Source organism: Tissierellales bacterium (genome assembly GCA_035301805.1).
In the GTDB taxonomy this organism is placed as follows: Bacteria; Bacillota; Clostridia; order Tissierellales; family DATGTQ01; genus DATGTQ01.
In genome coordinates this window covers 1-18,327 of sequence record DATGTQ010000182.1, presented here as the reverse complement: position 1 = coordinate 18,327, position 18,327 = coordinate 1, and the positions used below count along the sequence as shown (strand labels likewise).

The following is an 18,327-nucleotide window of genomic DNA, read 5'->3' as shown; positions in this document are numbered from 1 at the left end:
TTATTATTTCTTTCATATCATAAGGTTTATTTGGATTTACTGGTACTAATTCATTTAATCTTTCTTCTATTCTGTTTATATCATCATTATTTTCTACACTAGGGGAATCTTCTAAGTTATTAGAAGGTAGATAACTTAATAGTTCTTTAATCCTTTCTATAGCTTCTTCTTCATTTTGATCCATAAAATGAGCTACTCCACTAGTTCCGTTATGGGTTTTAGCTCCTCCTAATTCCTCTTGAGACACATCTTCACCAGTTACTGTCTTTATTACTTGTGGACCTGTTATGAACATTCTACTTACATTCTCTACCATGAAGATAAAGTCTGTTAATGCTGGTGAATATACTGCTCCTCCTGCGCTAGGACCTACTATTACTGATATCTGCGGTACTACTCCTGAGGCCATTGTATTTCTATAAAATATTTTTCCATAACCTGATAAAGCATCTACACCTTCTTGTATTCTCGCTCCACCAGAATCATTAAATCCTACAATAGGAGCACCCATTTTCACCGCCATTTCTTGAACCTTGCATATTTTATCCGCATGTTTTTCGCCAAGGGAACCACCTAATACTGTAAAGTCTTGGGAATATACAAAGACTAATCTTCCATCTACTGTCCCATATCCAGTTACAACTCCTTCGGATGGGGCCTCTTTTTCTTCCATGCCAAAATTTGTACATCTATGTTCTACAAAGGCATCAATTTCAATAAAACTATTTTCATCTAATAATAGATTAATTCTTTCTCTAGCTGTTAATTTGCCAGATTTGTGTTGTTTTTCGATTCTTTTTTCTCCTCCGCCAAGTTTTATTTTCTCCTTGGATTCTATTAGTTTATTAATTTTATCCTTCACTTTGACCCTCCTTGTAATTCCATTTCTCTTTCTACTTGAACAGGTATATGCCAGTAACCTTGATTAACATCTATAGATACCTAATAGTCAAGATTACTGGCATTTTATATTTTTAAATTTAGAGAAAATTAATTATTCGTTCATTACATCTCCAAATAACTCTTCATCTGTAGGCTGATTATCTGCTATTGGATATGAAACCCAAGTTGTATTTAATAGGTGTTTCCAAGTTATATTTTCATTAGATATATTTCCTCCCCATATTCCACAACCAAGACTTAGAGTCATTGGCATTCCATTTGTCCAAGCACCACTGTTAGATAAACATTGAGGTTGTCTTACCATTACACGACTTGTATATGTTTTCAATGCAAATTCCTCTATATGAGCTTCATCTATTGAATGTATTCCGCAAGAATGACCTTTCCCTTGATAATCTGTAATTTCATTTACTCTATCTATGGCTTCTGAAAACTCTTTGTATTTATATAGTGCAACTACCATAGATAATTTTTCTCCAGAGAATGGATATTCTTCTCCTACCTTGTCTTCTTCTACCATAATAAATTTACTACCTTCCGGTAAATCTATTCCAGCAACTTCTGCTATTTTTTCTACTGGTTGAGCTACTATGTCTCTACTTAAAACTCCATCTATCCACATACCTTTTTGCAGCTTTTCTTTTTCTTCTTCATTTACTAGATATCCACCTTCTGCTTTCAATGCTTCTACTAATTCATCATATATATCTTCTTGTATAACCAAAGAGTTTTCTGCAGAACAAGATGTTGCATAGTCAAAAGTTTTAGATCTCATTACTTTATTTGCAGCATCTTTAATATCAGCAGTTTCATCTACCACCACTACAGCATTCCCTACTCCTACTCCATAAGCTGGTGTCCCCGATGAATAAGCAGCCTTTACCATTCCTCCTCCTCCTGTTGCTAGTACTAAATCAGATTGTTTCATTAGTTCTTGTGTAATACCTAGTGTTGGTTCTTCTATACCTATTACTAAATCTTCTGGTGCATCGTATTTTTTTAATACATCTCTAATTATGTTAACTATCACTGTATTTGTTTTCTTAGCTCTTGGGTGTGGTGACATTACAACTGCATTTCTAGTTTTTATTGCCATTATAGCTTTTAATACAGGTGTCGCTTCCGGGTTTGTAGTAGGTATTATTGCACCTACAACTCCTACAGGCTTTGCTATTTTCATTAATCCTTTTTCTTCATCTCTTTCAATAATACCCATACTTTTTTTGCCTTTCATATCCCTTAAGGCACCTTTAAGTTTGGTCATTAGCTTTCCATATTTAGATTCATAATTTCCAAGTTCTGTTTCTTCTACAGCAAGTTCTGAAATTTCTTCAATAGTTCCTGGTTTTACAATATTCCATACAATTGCTGTTACTAAATGATCTACTCTTTCCTGGTCATATCCTTCAGCAATCTTTTGAGCTTTTCTTGCTCTCTCAATTAATTCACCTACATATTTTTGTTCCTCTAATGTTGCCATTGTATCAACTCCCCAATTCTATTTAATATATTGAATTTATTTATCTGGCCAAATTTTTACATCAGGATCTAATAACCATTCATGTTCTTTTTCATTTATTCTATCTGTCCATGGATTTCCATCTAAATGCCTAATCATCCAGCAATAATACATACCATAACCTGGTGCTGTTACTTGAGGATGTGTTAAACCTCCAGGAATTGCTGACATACTATTATGAGTTACTTTAAACACATCATCACCTATAAAGCATGCACCAAAACCTTGTGGTTTGGTGAATTTATAGAAATAAATTTCTGGCTGCGGATGATGATGTGGAATATAACTAGACCATTTACCAGGAGTATTTATAACCTCACCTATTACTAGATTTGAATAAGGAGCATTATTATAATCAAATATTGTCCTCACCATTCTTTTAGCTGTATTCCCCCATACATCATCACCAAAAATTTCAGTTCCACAATCCTCTGGAGTATATAGTTTAGATTGAAACTTCCTTGAATTCTCTGTTTTTTGTACCAATACTTCCAATTCAGTTTTTGCTGTAATTTTAACTTCTATATTCCTAGGTACATGTAAACACCAAGGTTCCTCATCAAATACAGAGTTTCTTTCCATAGTCTCCTTTTTATCTTCCCATTCTATATTAACTTTACCATCTAAAAGCAATATTGCTGTTTCTTTTTCTTCATCTTTCAAAACTATATTTTCATCTTTCTTTAATTTATAAACACCAACATCCATCAACATATTTTTGTGTTTACCATCTATTTCAGCTAAAGTATTATATCCAAAATCTATATTTAAATTTTCAAACATACTGTCCCTCCTAAATAACTGATTAAAGCTCTATTGGTTTTCCCTCTTCATGGGACCTTTTGGCAGCTAGTCCTATTTCAATTGGTTTCAGTCCATCTATTCCAGTTACAAGGGTATCTTTGTCATTAATTATAGAATCTATAAAAGATTTAATTTCATCGCCAAAAGAATCTATATATCTTTCTAAAAAGAAATACTTTGGTTTCTCACAAAATACTCCTTCAGATGTACTCCAACTGGCAGTAGATGGAGTATCATTCTCTACTTCTACTTTTCCCTTAGAGCCAAATACTTCTACCCTTTGATCATATCCATAGGCTGCTTTTCTACTGTTGTCTATTACACAAATTGAACCATCTTCCATTTTTAAAGTGATTACTGCTGTATCTACATCTCCAGCTTCTCCGATGGCTGGATCTATCATACAATTTGCTGCAACATATACTTTCTTAACTTCGCTATCTGTTAAAAATCTTGCCATATCAAAATCATGAATGGTCATATCTAGAAACATTCCTCCAGAAACTTTTGCATACTCTGGACTTGGTGGCTCTGGATCTCTAGATGTAATTTTTACTATATGCACATCTCCTAATTCTCCTGAATCAATTAATTCCTTAACCTTTGCAAAATTATGATCAAACCTTCTATTGAATCCCACTTGAAATTTTACATCAGCCTTATCCACAGCTTCCAATACTGCTTCCACTTTTTCTGTACTTAAATCCACAGGTTTTTCACAAAATATGTGTTTTCCTGATTCTGCTGCTTCTATTGCTATTTGTGCGTGAGTATCTGTGGAAGAACAAATTAAGACTGCATCTATTTCTGTATCCTTTAGTATATCTTTATAATCTTCATAGGCATGGGGAATTCCCTGTTCTTCTGCCCATTCTTTAGCTGCAGAAAAATCTATATCTGAAATTGCTTTTATTTCTACCTCTGGAATAAAATTTTTTATACTTAATGTGTGGACTCTTCCAATTCTTCCTGCTCCAATAATTCCTATTTTTATTTTTTTGTCCATAAGTTCATCTCCATTCAAATAATATATAAAACTACAAAGATGTTTTTTCTCTTATAAAATTCCTAGCTTTTAAACTATATTCAAGGGGATTAGCCTTAGCTGGATCTTGTTCTGCTTCTACTACCATCCAACCTTCATATTCGGTGTCTTTAACTTTAAAAAATACATGGTCAAAATCTATAATCCCATCACCAGGAACTGTAAATACTCCTGCTTTAATTCCATCAAGAAAAGACCATTTCTCTTCTATTAATTTTTCATACACATTCTGTCTTACATCTTTTAAATGAATATGAGCTATTCTATGGGCATAATTATCTATTAAATTATCTACAGCCTCTTGTTTCCCTTCAGAAAAATATATATGACCTGTATCAAAGAGTAAATATACATTTTTATTTGTATCCTTCATAAATCTATGGATTTCTTCACTTGTTTGAATTCCCGTTCCCATATGATGATGTAAAGCCAATTTCATTTCCTTTTCCTCTGCTAATACTGCCAATTTATTATAACCTTCAATTAATTTTTCCCATTCTTCTTCAGTAAATATTGGTTTATTATCAAATATTGGTTTATCTAAACCTTGTATACTATGGCCTTGTTCTGAACATCCAATTACTTTAGCTCCCATTTCATAAAGAAAATCCCTATGTTTAATGAATCCTTCTATAGTTTCTGCTGGATCATTAGTGGTAAAAAAAGTACTAAACCAAGCATTACAAATCTGAATTCCTCGCAAATCCAATGCCTTTTTAAGAACTTCTGGATCCTTAGGATATTTGTTCCCAATTTCAGAACCTTCAAATCCTGCTAAGGCCATTTCACTTACACATTGTTCAAAAGTATTTTTTGACCCTAATTCTGGCAAATCATCATTAGTCCAAGCTATTGGTGCTATACCTAATTTTATTTTTGATTTATCTAACATAAACTTCATCCTCTACACTAGTATTTGCGTGCCCTATTTGTATTTTCCTCCATGTCCCTATAGGCATTTTGTACAGATTTTTTCTCTGATACTTCGGCTACTCCAACTCTCCACCAAGACTCATATCCATCTGTCATGGTTTTTGGAAGTATTTTTATATCTATTAATGTAGAAACTTTTTGTTTTTTAGAATCTTCTATTGCCTTATTTAAATCTTCTATGGTTTTTACAGTATATGTTTTCAAACCATAACCTTCCGCCACTTTAGCATAGTCTATAGCAATTAATCCACCATCTAAATTCCCAGACTGTTCATTTCTATATCTAAATTCTGTTCCCAAGCTACCTATTCCTTGGGACATTTGTAGATTATTAATACAACCAAAGGACATATTGTCAAATAATAATATATTTATTTTTTTATTTTCTTGAATACTTGTTACCATTTCCGAATGAAGCATTAAGAAGCTTCCATCCCCTACCATGGCATAAACTTCTTTTTCTGGACAAGCTAATTTAGCCCCTAAAGAAGCAGCTATTTCATAGCCCATACAAGAATAACCATATTCCATATGATAAGTATTAGCCACTTTGGGTCTCCATACCCTTTGTAAATCCCCTGGCAAACTACCAGAAGCTCCAACTACTATGTCTTCATTAGCTAATAATTTATCCAACTCACCTAATACTCTAGTTTGAGTTAAGCAAGAACCAGTATCCTTATAAAATTCAGGTAATACATGGTCAATATGTCCAGAAACTTCTGGCTTAAACCCTTCATCCTTATATTCAATGGAAAATAATCTATTTAATTCATCATCCCATTTCTTTTTTGCATCTTTTATTTCATCCTTATAACAAGATTTATAATTTTCCTCTTTTAATAATTTAGTCAATTCATTTAAAGCTAACTTTGCATCAGCAACAAGCCTTGTAGAATCTAATTTATATGCATGGAACTCAGATACATTTATACTTAAAAATTTTACATTTTCATTTTTAAACTGATTTTTAGAACCAGTAGTAAAATCTGTATATTTAGTCCCCACTCCTATGACTAAATCTGCATCTTTGGCAATTAAATTTGCTGATAAATTTCCAGTAACCCCTATTCCACCTAAATTCAACGGGTGATCCCATTCTATTGCTGATTTTCCTGCTTGGGTCTCTCCAAAAGGAATATTAAATTCCTCAGCAAATTTTTTAAAGCTTTCAGCCCCTTCAGAATACTTAACTCCTCCACCACATATAAGTAAAGGCTTTTTACTACTTTTAATTACCTTTACTGCATCATTTAAAGCTTCCTTAGTAGGTATACGTCTTTCTATTCTATGCACTCTCTTTTCAAAGAAATATTCAGGATAATCATAAGCTTCCCCTTGAACATCTTGAGGCAAACAAATAGTTACAGCCCCAGTATCTGCAGGATCTGTCAATACTCTCATGGCATTAATCATGGCAGACATTAATTGTTCTGGTCTATTAATCCTATCCCAGTATTTACTTACCGGTCTAAAGGCATTATTAGTACTTATGCTTAAATCATGAGATTGCTCTATTTGCTGTAATACTGGATCTGGTTGTCTTGTTGCAAAAACATCACCTGGTAATAATAATACAGGAATATTATTTGCGGTTGCTGTAGCTGCTGCAGTTACCATATTAGCTGCTCCTGGACCTACTGATGATGTACACGCATAAATTTGCTTCCTATTTTTTTGTTTTGCAAAAGCAGTGGCTGCATGAGTCATTCCTTGTTCACTTCTACCCTGGTGAATAATTAAATCCTCCCCATACTCTTCCAAAGCTTGTCCTAAACCAACTACATTACCATGACCAAATATTGTAAAAATTCCTTTTACAAACCTTTTTTCTTCACCATCAAATTCCACATATTGATTATTCAAAAACTTAACTAAAGCCTGTGCCATAGTAAGTCTAATGGTTTTCATATAATCCCTCCTATATAATTACCAACCTAATAATTTCATTTTATTCATAGCTGCCTTCTTAACTTCATTCATAGGTTTTTTAAATAACTTTATTCTATCGAAAACTTGAGGGTTTTCCACCATTTCCTTCCTTAAAGTATTGGCAAAAGCCATTCTTAAGGCAGTACCTATATTCACTTTACCTACATTATAATTTGTCAATTTCATTAAATCTTCATCTTTTACTCCTGTAGAACCATGAATTACTACAGGGATATCTATTAGTTTCAATATTTTTCCTAGTCTATCATATTGTATAACTGCTTCTTGAACTTTCATTCTATGCAATGTACCTATGGCAACTGCCAATGCATCTACATTTGTTTCCTTTGCAAAATACTCTGCCTCTTCTGGCTCTGTATATATACTTTTTACACCTAAGTTTTTATCACTATAGGCGACGGAGCCTATTTCAGCCTCTACTGTTATATCTAATGCATGGGCCAATTTTACAACTTCCTTAGTGTTTTTTATATTCTCTTCCAAAGGCAATTGTGAACCATCATACATTACTGAAGTATAACCAGCTTTAATAGCTTTGGCTATAATATCAAAATCCTTAGCATGATCTAGGTGAATACATACTGGAACTTTAGAGTCCTTAGCCATTTCACCCAATAACCCAGCAAAATATTCTACATCTATAAAATCAACTGCATCCCTATTATTCATTAATATAACTGGAGCATTTAATTCTTCAGCGGCATCTATTACAGCCCTGGCATCTTCATATCCAAATACATTAAAGGCAGCCACTGACTTATTATTTTCTATAGCATGTTTTAACATACTATTCATATTTACAAGCATAAAAACACCCCATCCCTAACTATTCATTGTAGTTTTTTATAAAGTTTTTAATTTCCTCTAACTTTGGCATAGCATCAGAACAACTATGACTTGATACTACAATAGCTGCAGAGGCCGCTCCTAATTCCATAGATTCTTCTATAGAAAGCCCGTTCATAAGGCCATATATAAATGCTCCTGCATAGGAATCTCCTGCTCCAAAAGTCTTAACAGGTGTTACTGGAAATACTGCCCCTGTAATTGCTTCCCCTTCCTTTGTATAAGCAATAGAACCTTCCTTACCATGTTTAATAACCACAACTTTTGCATTATAATCAAACCATTTTTTTGCCGTAACAAAATCATCTTTATTATCTGAATTTGTAAACATTTCCATCATATCGAATTCTTCTCTGGTTCCTATAATTACATCACATTTTTCTGCTGCTAAACTATAGTATATAGAAGTTTCTTCTACTGACTTCCATGTATAGGGTCTATAGTCAACATCAAAAAATACCATAGTATCGTGTTTTTTTGCATATTCTAAACAAGCAAATACAGCTTCTCTTGAAGGACTAGCTGCTAAAGCTGTTCCAGAAATCAATAATGACTTTGCATTTTTTATATATTCTTCATTTATGTCGTTAGCTTCTATTTTTAAATCTACTGCATCTTCACGATACATAGTAATACTGCAATCTTCAGGAGATTTTACTTCTAAAAATGCTAACCCAGTTTTTGCACCTGATTTATCTACTACTACATTTGAAGTATCTATATTCCTACTTTGTAAATAATTCTCTACAAATCTTCCTAATGGATCATCAGCAATTCTCCCTATAAATCCAGTTTTCATACCTAATGTTGCCAATGCCACTGTAATATTCGCAGGAGAACCTCCTAAATATTTTGTAAATGTCATAGATTCTTCCATAGGCATGTTAATTTCATTTGGGTTTAAATCTACTGCAGCTCTTCCTATTGCTACAAAATCTAAACTTCTATCTTTATTAAATTTTAAATTATTCATAATATCTCCCTTCCTTAAATTGATATCCTATGCTATTATTTTCTTCTATGTTTCCTCATATCTATAATAACTGCAACCACTATTATTACACCTTCAATTATTTGTTGCCAATAAGCTTGTACTCCAAGCAATGTTAAACTATTTCTAAGAACAGATAATATTAACGCACCTATTACTGCCCCCCCAATAGTTCCTATACCTCCAGAATGACTTGTACCTCCTATAGTTGTTGCTGCTATTGCTGTTAATTCATATCCAGTAGCTGCACCAGGATGCACTCCGCCAACACGACCTGCAAATACTAAGGCTGCAACACCATACATAAGACCTGCAAAAGTATAAATCCATACAATGTTTTTCTTTACATTAATACCTGAAACTTCTGCAGCTTTTATATTGCCACCTATAGCATATACATTTTTACCAAAACTTGTGTGATTTAATAACACCCATGTTATTAAAATCATTATTGCATATATTAAAACTGGTACTGGCATGAATCCAATTTTACCTCCTAAGGTGGTAAATCCTGGTGTAAGTTGACTTATTGGTTTTCCTTTAGTATACATAAGAGTTAATCCTCTTGCTATTGTTGTCATACCAAGAGTAGCTATAAACGCGGGTATTCCAGTAAAAGCAATCAAACTACCATTAACAGCTCCAAGTAAAGCGCCTATACCTAAAGAAACTAAAATTGGCACTATTAATGACAATTCTCCTAAATTAGGAAAGAATTTAGTCGTCGCATCAGCTACTTGTCCTAAACTTGCAGCTACGACACCTGCCAAAGCCACCAATGAACCCGCTGATAAATCTATGCCTTTAGATATAATTATAAGTGTTAAACCTAGAGCCATAATCCCAAAGATAGCACTTTGAGTTAAGACATTGAAAATATTTGTAGAACTTAAAAACTTTGGTTCAACTATAGATATAACGATTATCATACCTAACAAAACAAATGCTATACTGTATTTTTTAATTATATTTGTTAATGCAAGTTTATTTTTTTTAGTTATTTTCGTTTCCATTTCTCTACAACCCCTTACATAGCTTTATCTTTTCTTCTTTGTCCAGTTGCATAATACATAATTTTTTCTTGAGTTAAATCCTTTGTATTGTCAAATATTCCAGATACTTTTCCTTCATGCATAACCATTATTCGATCACTCATGCCCATTACCTCAGGTAATTCTGAAGACACCATAATCACACTTTTTCCTTGTTCTGCAAGGGAACCTATAAGTTTATATATTTCAGCTTTGGCACCAACATCAATTCCTCGGGTTGGCTCATCCATAATCAAAATTTCAGGACTGATCATTAACCATCTTGCTACTAATACCTTTTGCTGATTTCCACCACTAAGATTTTCCATGCTTTGATGCATTGATGGAGTCTTTATTTTTATACTATCTATATATTCTTCAACATCTTTAGTAGCAGTTCTATGATCAAATAATTTAAACTTATTTTCATATTGAGATAAATTAGCTATAGTAATATTTTGGAAAACACTTAGCATTGGAAAAATACCATTTAAACGTCTATCCTCTGTTAACAATGCCATCTTTTTAACCTTAGCATCTTCTGGAGAATTTATCTCCACTTCTTGTTCATCTATTATTATCTGCCCAGATGTTTTTTTCCTAAGTCCAAATAAAGTTTCAATTACTTCCGTTCTACCTGAACCCACAAGTCCTGCAATTCCAAAAATTTCTCCTTTTCTTACATTAAAACATACATCTTCAAATGAATCCTCAAGGCAAAGATTATTTACCTTTAATTTCACATCACCTATATTACAATCAACTTTTGGAAATAATTCATCTATACTTCTTCCAACCATCATCCTTATTAAATCTGGAATCTCTATTTCACTAATATGTTTTGTACCAATATATTCTCCATCTCTATATACAGTTACAATGTCACAAACTTCAGTAATCTCCTCTAATTTATGAGAGATATAAATTATTGATTTACCTTCTTCTTTTAGTTTTCGCATAATCTTAAATAATTGTTTAATTTCCTTATTCGCTAAAGCAGATGTAGGCTCATCCATTATTATTAACTTTGCATCATAGGAAATAGCTTTTGCAATTTCTATCATTTGAATCTTAGCTACAGTTAAATCTGACATTAAAGTTCTTGGATCCTCATCTAAGTCTATTTTTTTCAAAACTTCCCTTGTCTGTTCATACATTTTATTGTGATCTATAAATCCTAATTTTGTTCTGGGCTCTCTTCCTAACCAAATATTCTCCATAATGGATCTATGTTCTATCGGAGAAAGCTCTTGATGAATCATTGATATACCCATTTTCAGAGCATCTGCAGTATTGAAGTTATCTATAACTTTATTTTCAAAATATATGTCACCGGATGTTTTAGGATGTATCCCTATTAAACATTTCATTAAAGTGGATTTTCCTGCTCCATTTTCACCTAATAAGGCATGTATTTCTCCGTATCTTACATTTAGATCGACACCTTTCAAAGCTTTAACACCTGGAAATGTTTTTACTATATTTTTCATCTGTAAAATATATTTTTCTTCCGCCATATTCATCCCTCACTTTAATTTATATGGGATAAGATGTAGAACCTTATCTCATATATTTAAACATTTCTAATATTATTTAAAATCAGCAACATTTTCAGGGGTTACTAATACAAAATCTAACCATTTAATGGATTCTTGTTCATTTCCTTCTAATACATTATTAACTACTTCTATAGCACCTTCACCCTGCCCAGCTGAATCTTGTAAAACTGTTGCAGCCATCCTACCATCTTCAACTAGTTTAACAGCATCTGGTATAGCATCAATACCCATTACTATAACGTCATCTCTACCTGCAGCTTCTAAAGCATTTATAGCACCTAAGGCCATTTCATCATTATTAGCTAAAATTGCATTTAATCCATCACCATATGCAGTCAACCAGTTTTCAGTAATACTCATTCCTTGATCTTTTTGCCAATTACCTGTTTCTTTAGCCAAAACTTTAATTTTTGAATATTCATCTAATATTCCTTCATTTCCTTCAGTTCTTTTTACAGCACCTTCATTACTTAAAATTCCCATTAATATGGCAACTCCACCCTCTTCTCCCATTAGTTCAACTAAATATTCACTTTGGAATTCTCCGGCGGTGATTTCCTGGGATCCAACATAATAAACTCCCTCTGGAATTTCTCCATCACCAAATGGATTTCTATTAACATATACCAGAGGAATTTCTGCTTCTGTTGCAGCTTTAGTGATTGGCTCCATAGCTGATGTATCAACTGGTACAACTATTAATGCATCTACACCTTGTTCTATCATGGCATTAACTTGGTCTTGCTGTTTAATTACATCTTCCTGTGCATCTTGAATATCCATACTATAATCTAATTCATCTGCTTTTTCCTTAGCAGCATCTACAATATATGTTTGTTGTGTATCATTCATATTATTTATTGCATATCCAATCTTAACTCCTTTGCCACCACTTTCTTTTCCATTACCACCAGAACAACCAGTTAACAATAAAATAGATATTAATATCAATGATAAATATTTTTTCATTTATTTCCCTCCTAGTTTTCATAAAAAATCTATTGCATTTAATTAGAAACCGTAAAATACTTCACACTATCTTGAATTTTCTGTTTATTGCCAACGTTTGCACACTTTATAAAATAATAATATTAATGATATGTCTTTTCTCATCCCTCCTTACATTTTTTATACTTTTTTTTAAGATCCTCTGAACTTACTTTCAAATAATGATATATTCCGCATAATTGCACTTCCATGGTTTTACCAGGATTTCCTGCTTTAAGAAGCAATTTATACAAGTGTAGGTCATCCCTAAAGCAAATCTAATAGATATTAATTTGCCCCATATTTATCATTATCTTTTAGCAAGTATTAGCAAACGTTTGAGCTATTGAGTATTATTATAGTGTTTATGAAAACGTTTGTCAACAGTTTTTTATTAATATTAAGATTTCTTAGAAAACTTTTCTTCTATAAGTACCATGTATAGAAGCTTTAATAAAATTTTAAATTTTTTAATATTTGTTTTTAAAGTTTTCTCGAAACTTAAATAAAAATAGCTACATGCTTGCTATAAAAATACATCAGCCAATATTGGCTGATGTATTTTCCCTTATAGATAATATTCCTATTTTTCTTTAATCTAATTGCAAACCCTTCACAAATTTCTTTATTCTTATTTTTGAATTCTTTTTTAGCATTGAAAAAAGTTAGAATATACTGAAATAGGTATTTAATACTTGCTAATAAGAAAAGTAACTTCTAAAATATTGTAACCATTACATTTGTTTCTCCCGTACTCCTACCTTGGATATTATACATATCCCCAGGTACTTTACTATTTCTTTTAATAATTTCACATTCATCAATACAAAAATCACACTATCATCAATAACTCGCCTTACTGAATCAATATAGTTTTCAGTAAGTTTATTTATCTTATTGAAACTTGAAAAATTTCTAGAGGGTCTTTCGTATGTTGTTTAATAATACTGAATCACTTTCTAATAAACCATATATCATATGAAATACAAATTTGGAATTTTTATCTTGAGATATCTTTAATAATTTTCTTTAAAAAGTTCTATAATTTCCTTTTAATTTAGTATGAACGTTTAGTATAGTTAATCATAAGTAAAATAGTTCCTTTTCCTTTATATTTTAGTTCATTTCAAACTTATTATATCAAAAGAAAATAGCCTAATAAAATGGAGAAATCCTAATTATTTTGTAGTATTTCTTACTACAAGCCTAGGTTCTAAAATAATGTGTTTGTTAATTGCATTTTCTTTATCTTTTATTTCTTGCAATAAAATTTCTAAAGCATATCTCCCAAGTTCATATTTAGGTTGATATATTGTAGTCAATTGTATTTGAGGTAATTCCGCATAAAATATATCATCAAAACCCAATACTCCTAATTCATCAGGAATACTGTATCCATGACTTGTAGCATAGTCTAACACACCTAAAGCCATAACATCATTACCTGCAAATATTGCATCAATTTTTTTTCTATTATTTAATAATTTCTCTGCTAAATCATAACCACCTTTGGTTGTAAAGTCATTAAATAAAATTAAATCTTTATCTACCTTAATACTACTTTCCTCTAAAGCACTAATATATCCCTTTACTCTTTGCATATTAGTATGAGAATCCTTAGAGCCTCCTGCAAAAGCAATACTTTTATAACCGCGTTCTAATAAATATTTAGTACCTATATAAGCCCCTCTTTTGTTATTTACTTCAACTAAGTTAATGTCATAAATAGATCTCCCTTCCAAAATAATATAGGGTACAGTAATTATATCTTTATATTTAGATTCATAATTATCTTTTGCAGTCTTTAATATTATTCCATCTACTTGTTTTTCTTGTAATGTTTTAAGATATTTTCTTTCTATATCTATATCCCAATTAGTAATACATAAAAAAATTGTATATCCATTTATATTTGCAGCCTCAATTATTCCTTCAGTTACTTCTCCAAAAAAAGAGTTTGCAATATCAGGAATTATTACTCCGATAGTATGTGATTGCTTTTTAACTAACCCTCTTGCCATATCATTAGGCTGATATCCCATTCTTTTAGCTTGTTCAATAACCCTATTTTTTGTCTCTTGACTAACCCCAGGTTTATCATTTAATGCCCTAGAAACTGATGAATAAGATATATTCAATGATTTTGCAATATCCTTTATAGTTACACTCATATTCCCTAACCCCTTATCTATATCATATTTTTTCTTCTTTTAAGTTAATAACTTTAAACTCATCTACTGCTTCCTTAGCTTTAAATGCCCACTCTACAGCTTTATATCCATCTATCAGACCCACTATAGGTTGATTGTTACTTTTTATACAATCCACGAAATGTTTTATCTCAGCTTCAAATGTAGGCCCCCAATATTCATAAAACCACTCTGTGCATTCTATACTTGCCCCATCTTTATTTAAAGATATAATCCTATCCTTATTTGGTAATGTACCCATTCTAACAGAACCTTCAGTTCCATAGACTTCGATTTCTACATGATATCCATAGGTACAATTTCTTGAAGTTTCCATTAATCCCATAACTCCATTTTCAAACCTTAAAGAAATTGTACAATTATCTATATCATTTACATCTTTTAAGCCTTCATAAGCAAAGACACCTCCCATTCCAAACACAGTCTCTGCATCTGAATCTATTAGCCATCTTGCTAAATCATAATCATGGGTTAACATATCAAAAACTAATCCTCCACTAGTTGGGCTAAATTTTATTATATATTCTGCCATAGTTCTTGGATCTCTGTTTATCATTTTTATAAGTATAGGCTTACCTATAAATCCTTTATCAATTTGTTCTTTCATTTTAATTAATGATTTATCAAATCTTCTATTAAAACCAATTTGAAATATATTTACTCCATAATTTTTGATTCTTTCTTTTATTAGATCAATTTCCTCCAATGTCATGCCAAGAGGTTTTTCACAAAAAATATTTTTTACACCTGCTTCAGCCGCTTCACAAATCATCTCACAGTGAAAAGCTGAGTTTGAAGCTATTATAATTCCATCAATCTCATCAATATTGATCAATTCTTTATAATCTAATACTGCATATTTAGGATTCATTTCTAATTTTACTATATCAATCTCTTCTTGTATCGTACTACAGATTGCAGTTAATTCTGCATTATTAATTTTATAATAAATATTTTCTGCATGTAGTCTTCCCAATCTACCTAATCCAATAATCCCAAGTTTTATTTTCTCCATAGGGAAACCTCCCTTAGTTTAATCTGAGCAAACGTTTGAGCCCAATTCTATTATATGTTTTTTTGAAATCTATGTCAACAATATCCTTTTTTGATAGTGTCAAATAAATCTTTTACACTTTCTTTATCTCTTTTGTTTATATAATTCCAGAGTATGGGTGTTGTATATGATAAATGAGCTGTTGCCTTTTTTACATACTTAGCCAGATGAAAATAATCTAACATATATTTACTATTATTAATCCAATTAAGCCCTTCCTTAATCCATTTAGCATCATACCCAGATAAGTATATATTCTCTGCTTTTTCAAAATTATATACTTCTTCTAAATAATCAGCAATTTCTATCAACAAATCTTCGCTACTTTTATATTAACCTGTAAAATATCTAGAGTTTTTAAGCTGATTAATACGAATAACTTCCATCCCTTTTATTTTTATAAAAGTTCTTTTATAGTTTACATCACCAAAAATAGTTATTAATGTATTCTCATCATTTCTTCTTTGCACATAATGAGTTCTTTTTCCTACTTGAGGACTCTATAATCATTGTATCAACTAATTCTAAAGCAAACTTAATCATTCCTATTCCACTTCATCCAACATTTTTTCGTATTCATTATTAAATAGAAATATCCCTCCCTTCATCTAATGTAGTTTTAAAGCTATTTGTAAATTCATTAATAATTTTTGTTGTAACTCTATGTACAATAATATCCAAAAGAACAATTCCTTTCTTGTGTTGGTATTTTGTTTATCCCATATATCATAACACAAGGAATTATTTTTTTATATTTTTTGTCCTACAACTATTTGACACTATCAGATTATTATGTGATAGATGGATTTTGCATTAGCTGTATCATTGGCACAAAAGGCTGCTCAACCTACTATGACAAAAGAAGAATTAGAAGAATTCTTAAAGGAAATTACTGCATCTGCAACTGCTGAATTACATGGTAAAAGTATGGAAAAATTCTTTCTATATAGGAAGAGTAGCAGGAAATATGGCACCACTTACGGCGATACCATTAATTATAGGGGCTGGAATGCTAGGGAAAAATGAAATAAATAAAAAGGGAATTATGGTAGACGAAGAAGCCATAGAGGATGCTGAAAAATTTGTAAAAGAAACAGTAAGAAGAATCCGTAACGATGGTTTTAAATTTACAATTAATGAAGAACTTACTGTAAGAAAAAATATTAAATATATAAATAAAATATGCCAAAATTATGGGCCCTTAGGACTCATGATTTTGGCTTTATCTTTATTCCTTTTTTAATGCAATACTCTAGGGCTTCTAGTTTTCTTGCCAAATCCTCTGATATTTTCCATCATATAATTTATAGAATTCTTTTATGGATTCAACTTTTCTAAGTCATAAATCCTTATCTACATAAAGTAGACATTTCATCTATATCTAAACCACTAGTATCCATAAAATTAAAGTAGGCATGTAGCATATAGGAGTTTCAATTACTTCACCTTCACATGAAGCTCTTTCAAGTGTCTAATTTAATGAATATTGTCCCAAAATCTATGTATTAATACTAATATAATTATATAAAACATCATCATTTACAATAACTTTTTCAATATTAAAATCTTTATCAAATATATTTATATCTGCATCCTTTCCTATTTATAAACCTGATTTTTCTAAATACTATATCACTAAAATATAAAAACTTGTGTATAAAGTATATGTCCACACTTTTATACACAAGTTTTAATCATTAAATGTTTCTTTTTCAAGTATTTCTAATATATAATTGGCCATCTTACCATATGTACTATTTGCTCTATCTCGCGGTCTCGATATATCAACATCAATAACTTCTCTTATTTTCCCAGGTCTTCGAGACATTATCATAATCTTATCCGCTAAATAGATAGCCTCATCAACACTATGGGTTATAAATAATATTGTTTTCCGGTTTTTTTCCCATATATTAAGTAACTCTCGTTGCATTAATATACGGGTATAAGCATCTAATGCTCCGAAAGGCTCATCCATTAATATTACTTTGGGATCATTTGCTAAAGCTCTTGCAATAGCTACTCTTTGCTGCATCCCACCAGATAATTCAAAAGGATAAGCATTCCTGAACTCTACCATATCTACCATTTCTAAAAAGTTTTGTGCTACTTCACTCTTCACTTTCTTTGATTTATTTCTAAATTCTAATCCAAGAACTATATTCTCTTCTACAGTTCTCCATGGCAATAAAGAGTATTGCTGAAATACCATTCCAATATCTCTAGTTGGCTCTTTTAGCTCTTTTCCATAGTGATAAATTTTACCTGTAGTTGCTTTTTCTAAACCCGCAATAATACGTAAAAGTGTAGATTTCCCACACCCTGACGGTCCAACAATACATACAAAATCATTTTCTTCAACATCAATATTAGTTTCATCTAATGCATTAACCACTTTACCATTTTCAGATAAAAAATCTTTACTTAAACTTTCCACCTTTAGACAAGTCTTTGCTTTCTTCATATATTATTCTCCTAACTATTTTAAAGTT

Annotated in this window: 18 protein-coding genes; 2 read left to right on the top strand and 16 right to left on the bottom strand. The window is 31.4% G+C overall.

Annotated features, from left to right (window positions below):
- The 15 genes from VK071_09170 to VK071_09100 form a co-directional block, all read right to left on the bottom strand.
- Positions 1 to 862, bottom strand: an 862-nt coding sequence (locus VK071_09170) for a carboxyl transferase domain-containing protein (protein HLR35473.1), incomplete at its 3' end; no start/stop codon positions are given.
- Between the two features lie 132 nt (positions 863 to 994).
- Entirely contained in the window at positions 995 to 2,383 is a 1,389-nt protein-coding gene (locus VK071_09165; GenBank protein ID HLR35472.1) for an aldehyde dehydrogenase family protein, read from the bottom strand.
- 36 nt (positions 2,384 to 2,419) lie between these two features.
- Entirely contained in the window at positions 2,420 to 3,205 is a 786-nt protein-coding gene (locus VK071_09160; protein HLR35471.1) for a 5-deoxy-glucuronate isomerase, read from the bottom strand.
- A gap of 22 nt (positions 3,206 to 3,227) precedes the next feature.
- Positions 3,228 to 4,232: an inositol 2-dehydrogenase gene (gene iolG / locus VK071_09155; protein HLR35470.1), complete on the bottom strand. Its 1,005-nt coding sequence runs from the start codon at positions 4,230 to 4,232 to the stop codon at positions 3,228 to 3,230.
- Positions 4,233 to 4,263: 31 nt separating this feature from the next.
- Positions 4,264 to 5,163, bottom strand: coding sequence for a myo-inosose-2 dehydratase (gene iolE / locus VK071_09150; GenBank protein HLR35469.1), 900 nt, complete (start codon positions 5,161 to 5,163; stop codon positions 4,264 to 4,266).
- A 17-nt stretch (positions 5,164 to 5,180) separates the two neighbouring features.
- Positions 5,181 to 7,115, bottom strand: a complete 1,935-nt coding sequence (iolD, locus tag VK071_09145) for a 3D-(3,5/4)-trihydroxycyclohexane-1,2-dione acylhydrolase (decyclizing) (GenBank protein HLR35468.1) — start codon at positions 7,113 to 7,115, stop codon at positions 5,181 to 5,183.
- Positions 7,116 to 7,133: 18 nt separating this feature from the next.
- Positions 7,134 to 7,964 (bottom strand): class II fructose-bisphosphate aldolase, encoded by an 831-nt coding sequence (locus VK071_09140; GenBank protein HLR35467.1) that lies wholly within the window; start codon positions 7,962 to 7,964, stop codon positions 7,134 to 7,136.
- 19 nt (positions 7,965 to 7,983) lie between these two features.
- Entirely contained in the window at positions 7,984 to 8,976 is a 993-nt protein-coding gene (iolC, locus tag VK071_09135) for a 5-dehydro-2-deoxygluconokinase (protein ID HLR35466.1), read from the bottom strand.
- A gap of 35 nt (positions 8,977 to 9,011) precedes the next feature.
- Positions 9,012 to 10,007 (bottom strand): ABC transporter permease, encoded by a 996-nt coding sequence (locus VK071_09130; GenBank protein HLR35465.1) that lies wholly within the window; start codon positions 10,005 to 10,007, stop codon positions 9,012 to 9,014.
- A 14-nt stretch (positions 10,008 to 10,021) separates the two neighbouring features.
- Positions 10,022 to 11,542, bottom strand: coding sequence for a sugar ABC transporter ATP-binding protein (locus tag VK071_09125; GenBank protein ID HLR35464.1), 1,521 nt, complete (start codon positions 11,540 to 11,542; stop codon positions 10,022 to 10,024).
- A gap of 72 nt (positions 11,543 to 11,614) precedes the next feature.
- Positions 11,615 to 12,553, bottom strand: coding sequence for a substrate-binding domain-containing protein (locus tag VK071_09120; GenBank protein ID HLR35463.1), 939 nt, complete (start codon positions 12,551 to 12,553; stop codon positions 11,615 to 11,617).
- A gap of 1,196 nt (positions 12,554 to 13,749) precedes the next feature.
- Positions 13,750 to 14,742 (bottom strand): LacI family DNA-binding transcriptional regulator, encoded by a 993-nt coding sequence (locus VK071_09115; protein ID HLR35462.1) that lies wholly within the window; start codon positions 14,740 to 14,742, stop codon positions 13,750 to 13,752.
- Positions 14,743 to 14,764: 22 nt separating this feature from the next.
- Positions 14,765 to 15,796 (bottom strand): Gfo/Idh/MocA family oxidoreductase, encoded by a 1,032-nt coding sequence (locus VK071_09110; protein HLR35461.1) that lies wholly within the window; start codon positions 15,794 to 15,796, stop codon positions 14,765 to 14,767.
- 74 nt (positions 15,797 to 15,870) lie between these two features.
- Positions 15,871 to 16,149, bottom strand: a complete 279-nt coding sequence (locus tag VK071_09105; GenBank protein ID HLR35460.1) for a UPF0236 family protein — start codon at positions 16,147 to 16,149, stop codon at positions 15,871 to 15,873.
- Between the two features lie 18 nt (positions 16,150 to 16,167).
- Positions 16,168 to 16,305, bottom strand: coding sequence for a hypothetical protein (locus tag VK071_09100; protein HLR35459.1), 138 nt, complete (start codon positions 16,303 to 16,305; stop codon positions 16,168 to 16,170).
- Positions 16,306 to 16,636: 331 nt separating this feature from the next.
- On the opposite strand from VK071_09100, the gene VK071_09095 reads away from it, so the two are divergent.
- Together VK071_09095 and VK071_09090 are read left to right on the top strand one after the other, a co-directional pair.
- Positions 16,637 to 16,861: a hypothetical protein gene (locus VK071_09095; GenBank protein ID HLR35458.1), complete on the top strand. Its 225-nt coding sequence runs from the start codon at positions 16,637 to 16,639 to the stop codon at positions 16,859 to 16,861.
- Positions 16,803 to 17,078 (top strand): hypothetical protein, encoded by a 276-nt coding sequence (locus VK071_09090; protein ID HLR35457.1) that lies wholly within the window; start codon positions 16,803 to 16,805, stop codon positions 17,076 to 17,078. Before VK071_09095 ends, VK071_09090 begins: the two co-directional genes overlap by 59 nt.
- Before the next feature lie 447 nt (positions 17,079 to 17,525).
- Here VK071_09090 and VK071_09085 read toward each other — a convergent pair whose 3' ends face one another.
- Entirely contained in the window at positions 17,526 to 18,299 is a 774-nt protein-coding gene (locus tag VK071_09085) for an ABC transporter ATP-binding protein (protein HLR35456.1), read from the bottom strand.
- Positions 18,300 to 18,327: the final 28 nt, after the last annotated feature.

Coding starts and splice junctions, on each gene's coding strand:
- VK071_09160 (HLR35471.1), bottom strand. CDS start 3,205: ATGTTTGAAAATTTAAATATAGATTTTGGATATAATACTTTAGCTGAA.
- VK071_09120 (HLR35463.1), bottom strand. CDS start 12,553: ATGAAAAAATATTTATCATTGATATTAATATCTATTTTATTGTTAACT.
- iolE (HLR35469.1), bottom strand. CDS start 5,163: ATGTTAGATAAATCAAAAATAAAATTAGGTATAGCACCAATAGCTTGG.
- iolC (HLR35466.1), bottom strand. CDS start 8,976: ATGAATAATTTAAAATTTAATAAAGATAGAAGTTTAGATTTTGTAGCA.
- VK071_09095 (HLR35458.1), top strand. CDS start 16,637: ATGGATTTTGCATTAGCTGTATCATTGGCACAAAAGGCTGCTCAACCT.
- VK071_09110 (HLR35461.1), bottom strand. CDS start 15,796: ATGGAGAAAATAAAACTTGGGATTATTGGATTAGGTAGATTGGGAAGA.
- VK071_09115 (HLR35462.1), bottom strand. CDS start 14,742: ATGAGTGTAACTATAAAGGATATTGCAAAATCATTGAATATATCTTAT.
- iolG (HLR35470.1), bottom strand. CDS start 4,232: ATGGACAAAAAAATAAAAATAGGAATTATTGGAGCAGGAAGAATTGGA.
- iolD (HLR35468.1), bottom strand. CDS start 7,115: ATGAAAACCATTAGACTTACTATGGCACAGGCTTTAGTTAAGTTTTTG.
- VK071_09125 (HLR35464.1), bottom strand. CDS start 11,542: ATGGCGGAAGAAAAATATATTTTACAGATGAAAAATATAGTAAAAACA.
- VK071_09090 (HLR35457.1), top strand. CDS start 16,803: ATGGCACCACTTACGGCGATACCATTAATTATAGGGGCTGGAATGCTA.
- VK071_09165 (HLR35472.1), bottom strand. CDS start 2,383: ATGGCAACATTAGAGGAACAAAAATATGTAGGTGAATTAATTGAGAGA.
- VK071_09130 (HLR35465.1), bottom strand. CDS start 10,007: ATGGAAACGAAAATAACTAAAAAAAATAAACTTGCATTAACAAATATA.
- VK071_09140 (HLR35467.1), bottom strand. CDS start 7,964: ATGCTTGTAAATATGAATAGTATGTTAAAACATGCTATAGAAAATAAT.
- VK071_09085 (HLR35456.1), bottom strand. CDS start 18,299: ATGAAGAAAGCAAAGACTTGTCTAAAGGTGGAAAGTTTAAGTAAAGAT.